General features: G+C 59.1%; 10 protein-coding genes. All 10 read right to left on the bottom strand.

Features of this window, described 5'->3' with window-relative positions; all coding sequences use genetic code 11:
• Nucleotides 1-102: 102 nt before the first annotated feature.
• Entirely contained in the window at nt 103-1,074 is a 972-nt protein-coding gene (locus IB241_RS06835; RefSeq protein ID WP_017138288.1) for a peptide ABC transporter ATP-binding protein, read from the bottom strand.
• Nucleotides 1,074-2,042 (bottom strand): ABC transporter ATP-binding protein, encoded by a 969-nt coding sequence (locus tag IB241_RS06830; RefSeq protein WP_192297714.1) that lies wholly within the window; start codon nt 2,040-2,042, stop codon nt 1,074-1,076. Before IB241_RS06830 ends, IB241_RS06835 begins: the two co-directional genes overlap by 1 nt.
• 10 nt (nt 2,043-2,052) lie before the next feature.
• A complete protein-coding gene (locus IB241_RS06825) occupies nt 2,053-2,964 on the bottom strand; it encodes an ABC transporter permease subunit (protein ID WP_105520930.1) in 912 nt (303 codons plus the stop codon).
• A 10-nt stretch (nt 2,965-2,974) separates the two neighbouring features.
• A complete protein-coding gene (locus IB241_RS06820; protein ID WP_003171721.1) occupies nt 2,975-3,985 on the bottom strand; it encodes an ABC transporter permease subunit in 1,011 nt (336 codons plus the stop codon).
• A gap of 76 nt (nt 3,986-4,061) precedes the next feature.
• Nucleotides 4,062-5,660, bottom strand: a complete 1,599-nt coding sequence (locus IB241_RS06815; RefSeq protein ID WP_192297713.1) for an ABC transporter substrate-binding protein — start codon at nt 5,658-5,660, stop codon at nt 4,062-4,064.
• An 80-nt stretch (nt 5,661-5,740) separates the two neighbouring features.
• Complete coding sequence (locus IB241_RS06810; protein ID WP_092240692.1) at nt 5,741-7,138, bottom strand: OprD family outer membrane porin; 1,398 nt, start codon at nt 7,136-7,138, stop codon at nt 5,741-5,743.
• A 168-nt stretch (nt 7,139-7,306) separates the two neighbouring features.
• Nucleotides 7,307-8,851, bottom strand: coding sequence for an ABC transporter substrate-binding protein (locus tag IB241_RS06805; RefSeq protein ID WP_370694907.1), 1,545 nt, complete (start codon nt 8,849-8,851; stop codon nt 7,307-7,309).
• A 363-nt stretch (nt 8,852-9,214) separates the two neighbouring features.
• On the bottom strand, nt 9,215-10,843 hold the full coding sequence (locus tag IB241_RS06800; RefSeq protein WP_192297711.1) for an ABC transporter substrate-binding protein: 1,629 nt from the start codon (nt 10,841-10,843) through the stop codon (nt 9,215-9,217).
• A 258-nt stretch (nt 10,844-11,101) separates the two neighbouring features.
• A complete protein-coding gene (locus IB241_RS06795) occupies nt 11,102-12,703 on the bottom strand; it encodes an ABC transporter substrate-binding protein (RefSeq protein ID WP_192297710.1) in 1,602 nt (533 codons plus the stop codon).
• A gap of 101 nt (nt 12,704-12,804) precedes the next feature.
• A complete protein-coding gene (locus IB241_RS06790) occupies nt 12,805-16,161 on the bottom strand; it encodes a dermonecrotic toxin domain-containing protein (RefSeq protein ID WP_192297709.1) in 3,357 nt (1,118 codons plus the stop codon).
• Nucleotides 16,162-16,194: the final 33 nt, after the last annotated feature.

Raw genomic sequence — 16,194 nt, 5'->3', positions numbered from 1 at the left:
AAAAGCCCCACCTGCCGGACTGATGCGCAATCCGACGGGTGGGGCGGTAGAACTCCTGTCATGCCCTGGGCTTAATCAGCCCAGGGCATTTTTGTTGCGATCTCACGCCACGAATTGCTCCGCGTAGTGGCAGGCCACCTGGCGGTTATCCAAGGCCCGTAGTTGCGGCTCCTCGCTGCTGCAGCGTGCGGTCGCGTACGGGCAACGCTTGTGGAACGCGCAGCCCGGCGGCGGGTTCAGCGGGTTGGGCAGTTCGCCGACGATCTTGATCTTCGGCTTGTTCGGGTCCGGGTGGATGGTCGGGGTGGCCGACAGCAGCGCTTGGGTGTAGGGGTGCAAGGGGCGCGCGTAGATGTCTTCCTTGGGGCCGACTTCCACCGGGCGGCCGAGGTACATCACCATCACGTCATCGGCAACGTGCTGCACCACCGCGAGGTTGTGGGAAATGAACACGTAGGCGGTGTTGAATTCCTGCTGCAGATCCATGAACAGGTTGAGCACCTGGGCCTGGATCGACACGTCCAGTGCGGAAGTCGGTTCATCCGCCACCAACACCTTCGGTTGCAGCATCATCGCCCGGGCCAGGGCGATGCGCTGGCGCTGGCCGCCAGAGAACATGTGCGGGTAGCGCTGATAGTGCTCAGGGCGCAGGCCCACTTGCTTCATCATCGCCTGCACTTTTTCGCGGCGTTCGGCGGCGGACAGGTTGGTGTTGATCAGCAGCGGCTCGCCCAGTTGATCGCCGACTTTCTGCCGTGGGTTCAACGACGCGTACGGGCTCTGGAATACCATCTGCACGTCTTTGCGCAATTGCTTGCGCTGGGCCTTGTCGGCGCCGGCGACTTCCTGGCCGGCGATTTTCAGCGAGCCTGAAGACGGTTCCTCAATCAGTGTGAGTGCACGGGCCAGGGTGGATTTGCCGCAACCCGACTCGCCCACCACGGCGAGGGTCTTGCCGGCTTCCAGCTCGAAGGACACGCCATTGAGTGCGCGCACCAACGCGTGGCCCTTGAACAGGCCACGGGACACTTCGTAGTGACGGGTAAGGTCGCGGGCGGTAAGAACGACGGCCATTACGCCACCTCCTGGTTCAAGGGGTAGAAGCAGCGCGCAAGGCTGTTGGTTTTCGGGTCCAGCCCAGGTCGCTGGGCCCGGCAGGCGTCCTGCACATACGGGCAGCGCGGCGACAGCAGGCAGCCCTGCGGACGGTCATAACGACCGGGCACGATACCCGGCAGCGTGGCCAGGCGCGTGGCACCGAGGCTGTGCTCGGGGATCGCCTTGAGCAGCGCTTCGCTGTACGGGTGCGCCGGGATGTCGAACAACTGCGGCACTTGGCCGACCTCTACAGCCTGGCCGGCGTACATCACGCACACGCGCTGGGCGGTTTCAGCCACCACCGCGAGGTCGTGGGTGATCAGCACCAGGCCCATGTTCTGCTCTTTCTGCAGGGCCAGTAGCAGCTCCATGATCTGTGCCTGGATCGTTACGTCCAGCGCCGTGGTCGGTTCGTCCGCGATCAGCAGTTTCGGCTCGCCGGCAATTGCCATGGCGATAGCCACACGCTGGCTCATACCGCCGGACAGTTGGTGCGGGTAGGCATCCATACGGCTGGCAGCGCCCGGGATTTCAACCTTTTCCAACAGCTCGATGGCACGCTTGCGCGCTTGCTTGCCGGACATTTTCAGGTGCAGGCGCAGCACTTCTTCGATCTGGAAACCCACGGTGTAGCTGGGGTTCAGCGCGGTCATCGGGTCCTGGAACACCATCGCCAGATCTTTGCCGACGATCTGGCGGCGTTGGCGGTTGCTCAGCTTGAGCATGTCCTTGCCGTCAAAGTTCAGGGCGTCGGCGGTGACGATGCCGGGGTGCTCGATCAGGCCCATCAGCGCCATCATGGTCACGGATTTACCCGAACCCGACTCGCCAACGATGGCCAGTACCTCGCCTTTATCGACGGAAATGTCGAGGCCATCGACCACCGGCACGGCGGTCTTGTCGCCGAAGCGCACATTGAGATTCTTGATTTCTAACAGTGACATGGGAATCTCCTCAGGCGGCGTTCTTGAGTTTCGGGTCCAGCGCATCGCGCAGGCCGTCGCCCATCAAGTTGATTGCCAGCACGCTGAGCAAAATGGTCAGGCCCGGCAGGCTTACCACCCACCAAGCGCGTTCGATGTAGTCACGGGCCGAAGCCAGCATGGTGCCCCACTCCGGGGTTGGCGGTTGTACGCCAAGGCCAAGGAAGCCCAGCGCCGCAGCGTCCAGGATCGCCGACGAGAAGCTCAAGGTGGCCTGCACGATCAGCGGCGCCATGCAGTTGGGCAGCACGGTGATGAACATCAGGCGTGGCAGCCCGGCGCCAGCGAGGCGCGCAGCGGTCACGTAGTCACGGTTGAGTTCGCCCATCACCGCGGCGCGGGTCAGACGCACATAGGACGGCAGCGAGACGATGGCGATGGCAATCACGGTGTTGATCAGGCCAGGGCCGAGGATCGCGACGATGGCCACGGCCAGCAGCAGCGACGGCAGGGCCAGCATGATGTCCATCAAGCGCATGATGGTCGGGCCGAGCAAGCGCGGGAAGAACCCGGCGAACAGGCCCAGCAGGATGCCCGGGATCAGCGACATCACCACCGACGACAGACCGATCAGCAACGACAGGCGTGAGCCCTGGATCAGGCGCGAGAGCAGGTCACGGCCGAGTTCGTCGGTGCCGAGCAGGAACTGGATCTGCCCGCCTTCCAGCCACGCCGGCGGGGTCAGCAGGAAGTCGCGGTATTGCTCGCTCGGGTTATGCGGCGCGACCCAGGGGGCAAAGATCGCGCAGAACACGATCAGCAACATGAACGCCAGGCCGGCAACCGCGCCTTTGTTCTTGGAAAAGGCTTGCCAGAATTCTTTGTACGGGGACGGATACAGCAGGCTTTGATCGACTGCTGACACGGGAGTAGGTGTGGTCATGGTCTTGATCTCAGCGCTGGTGACGGATGCGTGGGTTGGCGAAGCCGTAGAGGATGTCCACCACGAAGTTCACCAGGATCACCAGGCAGGCGATCAGCAGGATGCCGTTTTGCACCACCGGGTAGTCCCGTGCGCCAATGGCTTCGATCAGCCATTTGCCGATGCCGGGCCACGAGAAGATGGTTTCGGTCAGGACCGCACCGGCCAGCAGCGTGCCGACTTGCAGGCCGACCACGGTCAGTACCGGGATCAGCGCGTTGCGCAAGCCGTGGACGAATACCACGCGCGCCGGCGACAGGCCCTTGGCCTTGGCGGTGCGGATGTAGTCTTCACGCAGCACTTCGAGCATCGACGAACGGGTCATCCGCGCAATCACCGCCAGCGGAATGGTGCCAAGCACGATGGCTGGCAGGATCAGGTGGTGCAGCGCGTCCCAGAAAGCGTCCGGCTCGTCAGCCAGCAGGGTGTCGATCAGCATGAAGCCGGTGCGCGGCTCGATGTCGTAGAGCAGGTCGATCCGCCCGGACACCGGGGTCCAGCCCAGGCTCACCGAGAAGAACATGATCAGGATCAGGCCCCACCAGAAGATCGGCATCGAATAGCCCGCGAGGGAGATGCCCATCACCCCGTGGTCGAACAGCGATCCTCGCTTCAAGGCCGCGATCACCCCGGCCAACAGGCCCAGGATACCGGCGAACAGCAGGGCGGCCATGGACAGTTCCAGGGTCGCCGGGAAGAGGGCGGTGAATTCAGTCCACACGCTGGTGCGGGTCCGCAGGGATTCGCCGAGGTCGCCCTGGGCGAGCTTGCCAACGTAATCCAGGTATTGCGCATACAGCGGCTTGTTAAGGCCGAGGCGTTCCATTGCCTGTGCGTGCATCTCGGGGTCGACGCGCCGCTCGCCCATCATGACTTCGACGGGGTCGCCAGGGATCATGCGAATCAACGCAAACGTGAGCAACGTTATGCCGAAAAACGTGGGGATCAATAACCCCAGTCGGCGGGCAATAAAACTAAACATCTTGTCGTGTACCTCAATCAGCCGGTTAGGCAGGTCCGGCGCCGTCAATAGCGACGGCGCCGAGCGTTTTTCTTATTTACTTCACCTGGGTGGTGGCGAAGTTATTGGTCCCCAGAGGGCTTTGGGTGAAGCCTTCTACGTTCTTGCGCATGGCGGTGAACAGTTTCGGGTAAGCCATGGGAAGCCATGGTTGGTCCTTCTCGAAAACGTCCTGCGCTTGTTCATAGAGTGCAGCGCGCTGGCCGGGTTCAGCGGTGGCGCGGGCCTTGTCGATCAAGTCTTGAAATTCTTTGTTACACCAGCGTGCGTAGTTTTCGCCGTTTTTCGCAGCGTCGCAACTCAGGTTGGGTGTCAGGAAGTTGTCCGGGTCGCCGTTATCACCGACCCAGCCAGCCGAAACCATGTCGTGCTCGCCGTTTTTAGCACGCTTGAGCATTTCGCCCCATTCCATAACTTTGATATTCACTTTCAGGCCGATCTGCGCGAGATCTGCCTGCATGCGCTGGGCGCCGAGCATCGGGTTAGGGTTGGTCGGGCCACCGCCGTTTCGGGTGAACAGGGTGAATTCGGTGCCTTCCGGTACGCCGGCTTCCTTGAGCAGGGCGCGGGCCTTGTCCAGATCGCGGGGCGGGTTCTTCAGTTTTTCGCTGAAACCCAGCAAGGTCGGCGGATAGGGGCCGGTGCCTACCACCGCATTGCCTTTGCCGAACAGGGCTTCGGTATAGCCGGCCTTGTCGAACGCGATGTTGATCGCATGACGCACCCGCGCGTCGCTCATGTACTTGTGGGTGGTGTTCAGCGCGGTGTAACTGGTGGTCATCGCCGCCAGTTCATCGACTTTCAGGTTCGGGTCTTTCTTGATGCTTGGAATGTCATCCGGCTTGGGAAACAACGCGATCTGGCATTCGTTGGCCTTGAGTTTCTGCAGGCGCACGTTGTTGTCGGTGGTGACTGCCAGGATCAGCGGGTCTACCGCCGGTTTGCCTCGGAAGTAGTCGGGATTGGCCTTGAATCGAGCCTGGGCATCTTTCTGATAACGGTTGAAGACGAACGGGCCTGTGCCGATAGGCTTGGCGTTGAGGTCTTCAGTCTTGCCGGACTTGAGCAACTGGTCGGCGTATTCCTTCGAGTGGATCGAAGAGAATGCCATGCCCAGGTCGGCCAAAAACGGTGCTTCAGGACGGGTCAGGGTGAAGACAACGGTGTGATCGTCGAGCTTCTCGACACTCTTGAGCAGTTCCTTGAAGCCCATGCTTTCGAAATACGGGTAGCCCACGAGGGACTTTTTATGCCACGGATGATTCGGGTCCAGCTGGCGCTGGAAGCTCCAAAGCACGTCGTCGGCGTTCATGTTGCGCGTGGGTTTGAAGTAGTCGGTGGTGTGGAACTTGATGTCGTCACGCAGATGAAAGGTGTAGGTCAGGCCATCGGCGCTGATCTCGGGCAGGGCCTTGGCCAGCGCGGGGATCACTTCGGTGGTGCCGGGCTTGAAGTCCACCAGGCGGTTGAACATGGTTTCGGCGGCGGCGTCAGCGGTCACGGCCGTGGTGTACAGGACCGGGTCGAAACCTTCCGGGCTGGCTTCGGTGCAGACCACCAGCGGTTTGGCCGAAATGCCGACGGCCACGCTCAACAACGCGGCAGCCATGGCGGCTTGGAGTGGGAGCATTTTCATTCAGAGCCCTCTGCAATCGGTGGGACCAGACAAGCGTAGACGGCAGGCTCGTCCTGAGCCTGCCGTCTACCTGGCGCTATTTAAAGAATGTTGAACGGGATGGTGGTGACCAGGCGGAACTCTTTGATGTTGCCGTCAGCTTGTTGGGCGCTGGCTCGGTGAGTCACGTAGGTGCCACGGATCGTAGTGGCCTTGAGCGGGCCGCTCTGAATTGCGTAGGAAGTACCAACGCCGTATTCCTGGTGTTTCTCGCCGTCCATCAGGCGCAGGTCGCTACGCGATGCGCCGGCTTCGCCGTAGGCGGTGCCGTTGTAGTGAGTACCGTCGATGCCCCAGCCGCGAGCCGAGTACACGTTGAACTTCAGGCCTGGCACGCCGTATTCGGCCATGTTGATGGCATAGGCGATCTGGAAAGACTTCTCGTTCGGGCTGTTGAAGTCCGAAGTCAGGGAGTTTGCCAGGTAGATGCCGTTGGTTTCGTGCAGGTAGTCGAAGTACTCGTCACCGTTCACTTCCTGGTACGAGAAGGTCAGGCTGTGGGCCTGGTGGGTCAAGCCCAGGGACAACGAGTAAGTGTCGTTGTCGATGTTGCCCATCTTCTTGCTGCCGGTGTCGGTGGTCTTGTAGTAGTTCAGGCCGGTGGTCAGTGCCAGGGTTTGAGCATCACCCAGTTCGTGGGTTGCGCCGAAGTAGTACTGGTTCCAGAAGTCTTCGACGTTGGCGGCGAACACGCTGGTTTTCAGGCTCTTGAACGGCTGGTAGTTGAAGCCCAGGGTCTTGACCTTGTCGGTTTCCTGGCCATTGCCGTATTCGGAGCGGAATTTCGACAGGCTCTGCTCGGTACGCGGCGAAACGCGGTCGAAGATGCCGCCCTGGAACGACAGGTTGCTGAACTCTTCGCTGTTGAAGCTCACACCTTCAAAGCTCGAAGGCAGCGCACGGTTGCCGATGGTGTCGACGATACCGGTGCTGAAGTTCTGGCGACCGGCGGTCAAGGTGGTGTTGGAAACACGGAACTTGACGTTGGCCAGGCCCAGTTTGCTCCACTGACCTACAGCGTCGCCGCCGGAATCCGCCAGGGTACGGTTGGAACCGCCGGCGATATCTTTGCGGTCGCGGTCGAGGGCGATGAAGTTGTAGGCAGCGACTTCAGTGCTGACCCCGACAGTGCCTTGGGTGAAGCCCGAGGTGTAGTTGAGGATGGTGCCCTGGGCCCAGTTGATACGGCGCGAGATCGGCGTCTTCACGCCGTCTTTGCGATAGCTGAAGCGGTCGTTGCGAAACTTCATTTCGTTCGCATACCAGTTGCGAGTGGTACCGCCCAGGCTTTGACCATCGATAAAGCCTTTGGCCTCGCTTTGGGCGCTGGTGCCGGCCAGTGTGGTCGGCACGAAATCCTGGCTGGCGGGTTCCGCGTAGGCGGTCGCCGTGATGCTGCTGATGGCCAGGGCCAGAAGCGCTTTGCTGCTCAGTTTCATGTGTGAAGCTCCTTTGGTTCTCTTTTTTATGCCGGCCTTATCAGGTGAACCGGCTATTGGGTGTAACTCGTTCAAGCTGTTGCAAACGTTTGCCGTAGGAAATTTCCTGAAAATTGGCTGCACGTTTGCTGGAGAGCCAGTTTGGCTCTCCATCATCCGGTTATGTTTTTATGGGGTAATGCTGACGCCCGAGAACACGTTGCGGCCGAAGGGGCTCACTTGGAAACCTTCGACTTTGGCGCTTAATGGCTGGTTGACCGTCGAGTGGGCGACCGGCGTGATCGGCACCTGCGCTTTAAGCAGTTGCTGCGCCTGTTTGTACAGAACAGTCCGTTGTTCGCGGTCGGTCACGACCTTGGCTTGCTTGATCAGCTTGTCGTACGCCGGGTCACACCACATGGAGTAGTTGTTCCCGCCGATGGCGTCGCAGCTGTACAGGGTGCCCAGCCAGTTGTCCGGGTCACCGTTGTCGCCGGTCCAGCCGATCAGGCTCACATCGTGCTCACCGTTCTTGGTGCGCTTGATGTATTCGCCCCACTCGTAGCTGACGATCTTCACTTTCAGGCCGATCTTGGCCCAATCGTTCTGCAGCATTTCCGCCATCAGCTTGGCGTTGGGGTTGTAGGGGCGTTGCACCGGCATCGCCCACAGGGTGATTTCGGTGCCTTCCTTCACGCCGGCAGCCTTGAGCAGTTCCTTGGCTTTTTCCGGGTTGTAGGCGGCGTCCTTGATGCTGTCGTCGTAGGACCATTGCGTCGGCGGCATGGCGTTGACCGCCAGTTGCCCCGCGCCCTGGTACACGGCGTTCAGGATGCTCTGCTTGTTCACCGCCATGTCCAGCGCCTGGCGGACTTCGAGCTGGTCGAACGGCTTGTGGCGCACGTTATAGGCGATGTAGCCGAGGTTGAAGCCGGGCTTGGTGAGCAATTGCAGGTTCGGGTCGGCCTTGAGGGCGTCGACGTCGGCCGGGCGTGGGTGCAGGGTTACCTGGCATTCGCCGGCCTTGAGCTTTTGTACACGTACCGAGGCGTCAGTGTTGATGGCGAAAATCAGCTGGTCGAGCTTGACTTTGCTCGGGTCCCAGTACTGTTTGTTGGCCACATAGCGAATCTGCGAATCTTTCTGGTAACGCTGGAACACGAAGGGGCCGGTGCCGATCGGCTTCTGGTTGATGTCGCTGGGCTTGCCGGACTTGAGCAATTGTTCGGCATATTCGGCCGACAGGATCGCGGCGAAGCTCATGGCGATGTTCTGGATAAACGCGGCGTCGACCGTGTTCAGCGTCATCACCACGGTGTGCGGGCCGGTTTTCTCGACCTTGGCGATGTTCTTGTTCAGGCTCATCCCGTTGAAGTACGGAAACTCGGTGGGGTAGGCCTTGCGGAACGGTTGGTCGGGGTCAAGCATGCGGTTGAAGGTGAACAGCACGTCGTCGGCGTTGAAGTCGCGCGTCGGCTTGAACTCCTTGTTGCTGTGGAATTTCACCCCTTCACGCAGATGGAAGGTGTAGGTCAAACCGTCTTCGGAAATATCCCACTTGGTTGCCAGGCCCGGTACCACGTTGGTCGCGCCTTTTTCAAATTCGACCAGGCGGTTGTACAGCGGCTCGGCCGCGTCGTTGTCGGTGGCGGTGGTGTATTGCGCGGTGTCAAAGCCTGCGGGGCTGCCTTCAGAGCAGAACACCAGGCTCTTTTTCTCGGCGGCTTGGCCCATCGTGGCCACAGCCAGCAGGCTGGTGGCAAACAGTGCGGATAGAACGGTGGTATGGCGCATGACGATCCCGATCCTTGTTTGTAGTTGTCGTCAGCGTGCAATCACCCGGCCATTTACCGGCCGGGATGCATGGCTGACCCCACGCAGCAAGTGCCCATCAGATTGCAGCCTCTGCTGTCCTACGACGTTATGGGCCGTGGACTTCGCAGTAAATGCGCAAAATCTGACTGACTTCGTAGGTAACGTAGACAGGGATCGCAGTTTATTGCTGTAGGACGGCAACGAATGCGACTGTGGTCTGTTTCCTACTGTCATGGCGGATGCAATAACGGCGACGTTATGAAACGTCGCCGTTATTGATTTTTACTTGCCGCTTACGCTCACGCCGTAGAAGGAGTTCAAGCCAAACGGGCTGATCTTGAAGTCCTGCACGGTGTTGCGCATGGGTTGATACACCGTCGAGTGTGCGATAGGTGTCATCGGGACAGCATCTTTGAGGATGTGTTGCGCCTGCTTGTACAGCTCGGTGCGTTTGGCGACATCGGACGTAGCCTTGGCTTCTTTTACGATGCCGTCGAATTTCTTGTCGCACCATTTGGAGAAGTTGTTGCCGGACAGCGAATCGCAGCCGAACAGCACGTTCAGCCAGTTGTCCGGGTCACCATTGTCGCCGCTCCAGCCAATGATCATGGCCTGGTTCTCGCCGCCTTTGGAGCGCTTGATGTACTCGCCCCACTCGTAGCTGACGATGTTGACGTTCAGGCCGATTTTCTTCCAATCGTTCTGCAGCATCTCGGCCATCAGCTTGGCGTTCGGGTTGTACGGGCGCTGGACCGGCATGGCCCACAGGGTGATCTTGGTGCCGTCCTTGACGCCGGCTTCCTTGAGCAATTCCTTGGCTTTGTCAGGATCGTACTTCGCATCCTTGATCGTCGTGTCGTAGGACCACTGGGTTGGCGGCATGGCGTTGACAGCCAGTTGGCCGGCGCCCTGGTACACGGAGTCGATGATCTGTTGTTTGTTCACCGACATGTCCAGTGCCTGGCGTACACGCAGGTCGGACAGCGGGTTGGCGTCGGTCTGGCCCTTGAGCACCGGCATCACGTTGTAGGCGATGTAGCCCAGGTTGAAGCCAGCCTGGTGCGGCAGTTTCAGGTCCTTGTCTTCGCCCAGCGCCTTGAGGTCGGCCGGACGTGGGAACAGGGTGACCTGGCATTCGTTTTTCTTCAGCTTCTGGATACGCACCGACGGGTCGGTGGTGATGGCGAAGATCAGGTTGTCGATCTTCACGTCTTCAGGTTTCCAGTAGTCCTTGTTGCCGGTGTAACGGATGTTCGAGTCTTTCTGGTAGCTCTTGAACACGAACGGGCCAGTGCCGACCGGCTTCTGGTTGATGTCCTGCGGCGTGCCGTTTTTCAACAGCTGCGCGGCGTATTCGGCGGACTGGATCGAAGCGAAGCTCATGGCCAGGTTCTGGATGAAAGCCGCATCCACGGTGCCAAGGGAGAACTTGACGGTGTGGTCATCGACTTTCTCGATGTTCTTGATGTTGGTGTCCATCCCCATGTCCGTGAAGTACGGGAACTCGGTGGGGTAGGCCTTACGGAAAGGATCGTCTTTGTTGATCATCCGATTAAAGGTGAACAGTACGTCGTCAGCCGAAAATTCACGAGTTGGCTTGAAGTACGGGGTGGTGTGGAACTTGACGCCTTCGCGCAGGTGGAAGGTGTAGGTCAGGCCGTCCGGGGACACGTCCCAGCTGGTGGCCAGGCCAGGAACAACGGCGGTGCCGCCGCGCTCGAACTGGCTGAGGCGGTTGAACATGGTCTCTGCCGAAGCATCGAAGTCTGTTCCGGTGGTGTACTGGCCTGGGTCAAAACCGGCCGGGCTCCCTTCGGAGCAGAACACCAGGTTAGTCGCCGCTTGGGCGAAAGGGGCTGCGGCCATAAGGCCAGCGCTAACTAAAAGCGGAAGGACTGCGTGTTTAAGCATGTTGGCCTCATGATTTGTTGTCATTTTTGGTAGTGAGGGCGACCTCGTGAGTCGACCTGCGGATACTTATGCAGGGGCCATACCCATTGCAAGACGCAGAACCGATACGAGGTTAAAAGAGTGGTACGAACGTACAGGAATGTCGCAAATATGAAAGTTTGTACATAATTTCGTACATTTCGAGGGTTTTTTCGGTGCGCCAGGCGCACCAAAAAAGACCGGGCGAGGCGTCTGGCGCACCCGCTTGGGGCGTTGCTGTTACTTATCTAGACTGACGCCGTAGAACGGCGTGAGCCCAAACGGGCTGATCTTGAAGTCGCGCACTTCCTTGCGCAGGGGTTGGAAAACCGTCGAGTTCGCAATAGGTGTTATAGGTACTTGTTCTTTAAGTATTTTTTGCGCCTGTTGATACCACTTGATGCGCTGCTCGCGGTCACTGCTGACCTTGGCCTGCTGCACCAGCTTGTCGTAGGCCGGGTTACACCATTTGGCGTAGTTGCTGCCCTTCACTGCGGCACAACTGTAGAGCACGCCGAGCCAGTTATCCGGGTCGCCGTTGTCGCCGGTCCAGCCATAAATCATCGCGTCGTGTTCGCCGTTTTTGGCGCGCTTGATGTATTCGCCCCACTCATAGCTGACGATGTTGGCCTTGATGCCGACCTTGTCCCAATCCTGTTGGATCATTTGTGCCGACATACGCGCATTCGGGTTGGACGCGCGTTGGACCGTCATGGCCCACAGGTTGATGGTGGTGCCTGGCGCAATGCCTGCTTCTTTTAGTAGCGCCTTGGCTTTGGTGGGATCGTAGGGCGCGTCCTTGATATTCGGGTCATAAGACCACTGCGCCGGTGGCAGGGCGTTCTGCGCCAATTGCCCGGCGCTCTGGTACACGGCTTTGATAATCGCCGGCTTGTCGATGGCCATGTCCAGGGCCTGGCGCACCTTGAGTTGGTCCAGCGGCGGATGGGTCACGTTGTAGGCCAGAAAGCCCAGGTTGAAACCCGCCTGTTGCAGCACGCGCAGGTTGGGGTCCTGCTTCATCACTTCGATGTCGGACGGGCGTGGGTAGCCGCTGACCTGGCATTCGCCGGCCTTGAGCTTTTGCAGGCGCGAGGCGGCATCGGGGGTGATGGCGAACACCAGGTTGTCGAGTTTCACGTCCTCGGGTTTCCAATACTGTTTATTGGCCACGTAGCGAATCTGCGAGTCTTTCTGGTAGCGCTTGAACACGAACGGCCCGGTGCCCACGGGGTTCTTGTTGATGTCTTCGGCCTTGCCTTGTTTCAACAATTGCGCGGCATATTCGGCGGACTGCACCGAGGCGAAACTCATGGCCAGGTTCTGCACGAACGCGGCATCGACGTTGTTGAGGTTGAAGCGCACGCTGTGCTCGTCGAGTTTTTCGACGCTCTTGATCGTAGTGTTCAAGCCCATGTCGGTGAAATACGGCGACTCGGATGGGTAAGCCTTGCGGAACGGGCTGTCGCCATCGAGCAGGCGGTTGAAGGTGAACAGCACATCATCGGCGTTGAAGTCGCGGGTCGGGGTGAAGAAATCCGTGGTATGGAACTTGACGCCTTCGCGCAGGTGGAAGGTGTACGTCAGGCCGTCCTTGGACACCTCCCAGCGGGTCGCCAGGCCGGGTTCGACCTCGGTGCCGCCGCGCTTGAACTGGGTCAGGCGGTTGAACACGGTTTCGGCCGATGCGTCGAAATCGGTGCCGCTGGTGTACTGGCTGGGGTCGAAACCGGCGGGGCTGGCTTCGGAGCAGTAGACCAGGGTACTGGCGGCGTGGGCCATGGGCATGAAGGCCCATAGGCTGGCGGCGAGGAGGAGCGGTTTGAAGGTGATTCTTTCCATGGAGACCCCTGAGATGGCAGGCATAGATTCGCTGCCCAAACGAAAACGGCGGTCCCCGAGGTTACCGCCGTTCAGTAGGAGGTGATAGAGGAGGAGCGTTATCAATCTTGCGTAGGTTTAATCTCTATGCGAGTCGGCGAAGAGGGGTCCAAGACATAGCCGTTACTGTCCAGTTCATTGCTGCTACGCAGAGTGAGTGTTCTGGATGCTTTTACATTCAGATCAGTAAGGGGCTCTAGTTCACCATTCTCTTCATCTAGTTTGGTGATTATAAAATCGGACTTGGCCGTGACCGTGGTTGCATCGCTTGCCGGATCATAGTTGACGTAATAGTGCGGGTCACGTCCGCTTCCAAAAACGGTACCTTTGAATCGAGACGTTCTGAATTGATCCGGGGCCGCGCCAAGTGCCCATTGATTGGAAACTTCAGATATGCGTTTTCTCAGCTCGGGATCAGGAATGAGCTTCTCAATCGCTTCGATACTTTTTTGTTTGAGCTCATCTATTTCGGACGTGGATAGGATTCTGCCCTTTTTCAGTTCAAGTTCGTGTATTTGTTTACCGAGATCAATTTCCAGTTTGCTGCCACCGGGGGCTTGTATGGTGAACTTACTGCGGTGTAGATCTTTAATGAACTGTTCTGTGTATTCATTGGTGCCAAACACCGAAGTGTATTCGGTAGGCGGTGGAGTGGCTAATGCTGGATTTTCTTCAGATGTCCAGGAAATTTGCGGGATGACTTCACCGTCATCGCTCACGGCAATGCCGTAAACGTACTCGTTGTCATCAAGATTGAAGTAGCTGTCCAGTTTTTCGGAGCCCTTGATTTTTGTGCCATCGACTTCAAGGAACTGATCCGATAGTTTTGGCGGTGCCTTGGGTTCCGGGCTGGGTGTTGGCGAAGTTGTACGTTTCCACCATGTACCGCCATCGGCTGGAGCTCGCGCCCACTCGCCATTGCGGCCGGGTGTTATCACTATCAGACCCGCGCCATTATTGGGATCAATGATTTTGGCGAATGAGTTCCCCGTCCTGTAGCGACCTGATATTTCAAATACCTTACTTGTGCCTGTTTCATCGGTAAGGCGCACGTATTGATGCAGCACCCCGTCGCTGTCGCTCACTCGATAGACCCCCTTCGCGTCGGCGGTGGTGTTCTTTATCAGCGTTTCGCCTTCCGGAACAGCGTATTGAGCCAAGGGAATGAGCGATTTGGATCTGGCCGCAGGCCCCGCCTCAGGGGCGGGCACAACGGGCTTACCGTTGGATGGCCCCGGTTGTGGCTCTTCACTGGCATTGATGTCAGGTGGAGAGATCGGCTCTCCCGGAACTATTTCATTCTCGGGAGGCAGAGCAAAAGGGTCTTCGGGGACGGTGCTGGCGCCGGCCGAGAACAACACGTTCAGCACACCATCGAAGGCCTTGGACGCACCGTCCTTGCGTTCCGCCTCGGTGTCACCGGACGATGCCTTTTCTGTTCCCAGCGCCACCTCAGCCAAGCTAGTGATGACCGCGGCCGCCGCTACAGGTGCCGCGATGGGGGCAAGCTTGGCCAGCAAGCCTGCGGCCGCGGTAATGTCGTTCAGCCAGGTATCGCGGCTCACTTCGCTGTTGGATTTGATCACGATGTCTGCATCGCTGCTCATACGCTTCTTGCTGGCGGCAGTCAGTGTGGAAAACACATCGCCTTCGATCTGTGCATGGCTGGCATTGACGGCTGGCCCCTTCAGGCTTGCGTTTGCCATTTCGCTGAGCAGGGTGTCCAGACCTTTGGTTTTCCAACCTGAACGCACAAGCGCGAATCCTGGGATCAAGCCATCAAGAATGCTCTCGCTCACGCTGGGTTCATGGGTATGGTCTTGCCGAGATGCCAGCGGGAAATGAGCGGCCAAGGCCTCGCGTTTTTGAGGGTCAGCGGCTTGGTTTGTGACCCACTCGTTCAACTTGTCGAGCGAATCAAACCTCAGGAACGCCGGCACGGCTCCCGGTATGTAGAGGACTTGCCGGCCCCCGTCGTCCGCACTGAATCGCACAATATCGCTGGAGGTAATCCCGTGGATGTCGAGGGCGTACGCCTTCACGACGCCGTTGACCGGCGCCTTGGCCTTGAGCTGCTCAACGCTCAGCGGCGCGTTTTCATCGAGTGGCAGGTTGGACACGGCGCCCATGACCAAGCGGTAGTCGTCACGCGTAAATCGATGCTCGGGAGCCTGCACCGCTTGTTCCGCCGCGGGCTTGGCCTCGGCCGCCTTCAATTGCTTGCGGGCCTGGTAGGTGAACTCTCCTTTGATGGCTGCCGCGTAGTTGTCGGTATGCGTGCTCCAGAACTTGTCGATTTTCTCGTCCATCTGGACTTGGAAGTCGGTTTTCCAGCTTTCGTGCATGAGTTTGGACGGGGCCAAGGGGAATTCGTTATGGGCGCCGTATCCACCTGTCGCACCTGCACCGTATCCAACCGTGTAAATGCCGGCGTGGGTATCCAGTTCACCTGGAATTGCGTCATGTTCGGAGAAGTTTTTCAGCAGCGCATCGGGCAGGCGCAACGACGATTTTGGCTCATCGTTGATATGTTCGGCGCCCGAGGCGGTGGCTCCCTTCAGCGGGGTGTTGTAGTTGTCGAAGCGATTGAAATAGAGGGTGTCCGCGTCGACATGTTTGCCGGTCAACTTGAAAATGAGTGCCTCCGCCCACTTCTTGGCTTCTGCCCGTGTGTCAGGCAGGTTAGTGGCAACATCGACCGCCAGATGCTTGTACTCCAACGCTTGAGGCGCGCTGCTGTAGAACGTGGCTGCATTTTTTTTGTGCACTGCCAGGGCGTCCGCTGAGCGGTGACTGGCCGGGCGTGCTGGGTCGTCCGCCGGGATAGGGTCGAAGGCTTTTTGCTGCTCCAGATGCCTGATTTGGTCACTGGCCTGGGAACGGCTTGCAGGAAGGGGAATGCCCTGGAAGTTCGCCACCACTTTGGCGCTGACCTGCGTGTAGCCATCACCGAACCGCACGCGCAGGGCGCCTTTGTTTTCGGGGGCGATCACTTTTGCGGCGGCCAGCAACGGGCCAGAGACCTGGCCCCAGCCGGATGTGTCCGAGAGAGAAAAGGTTTTGGCCTTTGCGTCGACCCCGACGGTCAGCGTGCCCTTGAAGGGGTCGATTGAAAGCACGGCAGAGGGATCGATCTTCTGATCGCGCATCCAGCCTTGTACGACTGGGTGTTCCACTTGGGCCCGATACAGCTCCAGCCATTGGCCCAGCGTGCTCTGGGGCGGCACTTTGACCAGGCCGGCATCGTTGTGCAGCACCTTGCGTTGCACCGCCGCAATGTATGCGTTGAGCAGAGCGGTCTCGTGGGGCGACGCCGTTGTATCGGCGCCGGCCTGTGGCACCGGCGCTACGGGGGAGGGCGTGGGTAAATGGGTGGAATGTTGTTGGAGAGGCGCGGTGTAAATTGCGGAGATAGACATGAGCTGGGTTCTCGTGAGGTAGACAATATGCCT

This window comes from Pseudomonas sp. PDM05, from assembly GCF_014851685.1.
GTDB lineage: Bacteria > Pseudomonadota > Gammaproteobacteria > Pseudomonadales > Pseudomonadaceae > Aquipseudomonas.
Note: the sequence above shows the minus strand (reverse complement) of the source record. Positions and strands in the feature narration are given on the sequence as shown.

Excerpts from the sequence above, each read along its gene's own strand:
- IB241_RS06835 (WP_017138288.1), bottom strand. The coding sequence starts at position 1,074 with ATGGCCGTCGTTCTTACCGCCCGCGACCTTACCCGTCACTACGAAGTG.
- IB241_RS06830 (WP_192297714.1), bottom strand. The coding sequence starts at position 2,042 with ATGTCACTGTTAGAAATCAAGAATCTCAATGTGCGCTTCGGCGACAAG.
- IB241_RS06825 (WP_105520930.1), bottom strand. The coding sequence starts at position 2,964 with ATGACCACACCTACTCCCGTGTCAGCAGTCGATCAAAGCCTGCTGTAT.
- IB241_RS06820 (WP_003171721.1), bottom strand. The coding sequence starts at position 3,985 with ATGTTTAGTTTTATTGCCCGCCGACTGGGGTTATTGATCCCCACGTTT.
- IB241_RS06815 (WP_192297713.1), bottom strand. The coding sequence starts at position 5,660 with ATGAAAATGCTCCCACTCCAAGCCGCCATGGCTGCCGCGTTGTTGAGC.
- IB241_RS06810 (WP_092240692.1), bottom strand. The coding sequence starts at position 7,138 with ATGAAACTGAGCAGCAAAGCGCTTCTGGCCCTGGCCATCAGCAGCATC.
- IB241_RS06805 (WP_370694907.1), bottom strand. The coding sequence starts at position 8,851 with ATGGGCCAAGCCGCCGAGAAAAAGAGCCTGGTGTTCTGCTCTGAAGGC.
- IB241_RS06800 (WP_192297711.1), bottom strand. The coding sequence starts at position 10,843 with ATGCTTAAACACGCAGTCCTTCCGCTTTTAGTTAGCGCTGGCCTTATG.
- IB241_RS06795 (WP_192297710.1), bottom strand. The coding sequence starts at position 12,703 with ATGGAAAGAATCACCTTCAAACCGCTCCTCCTCGCCGCCAGCCTATGG.
- IB241_RS06790 (WP_192297709.1), bottom strand. The coding sequence starts at position 16,161 with ATGTCTATCTCCGCAATTTACACCGCGCCTCTCCAACAACATTCCACC.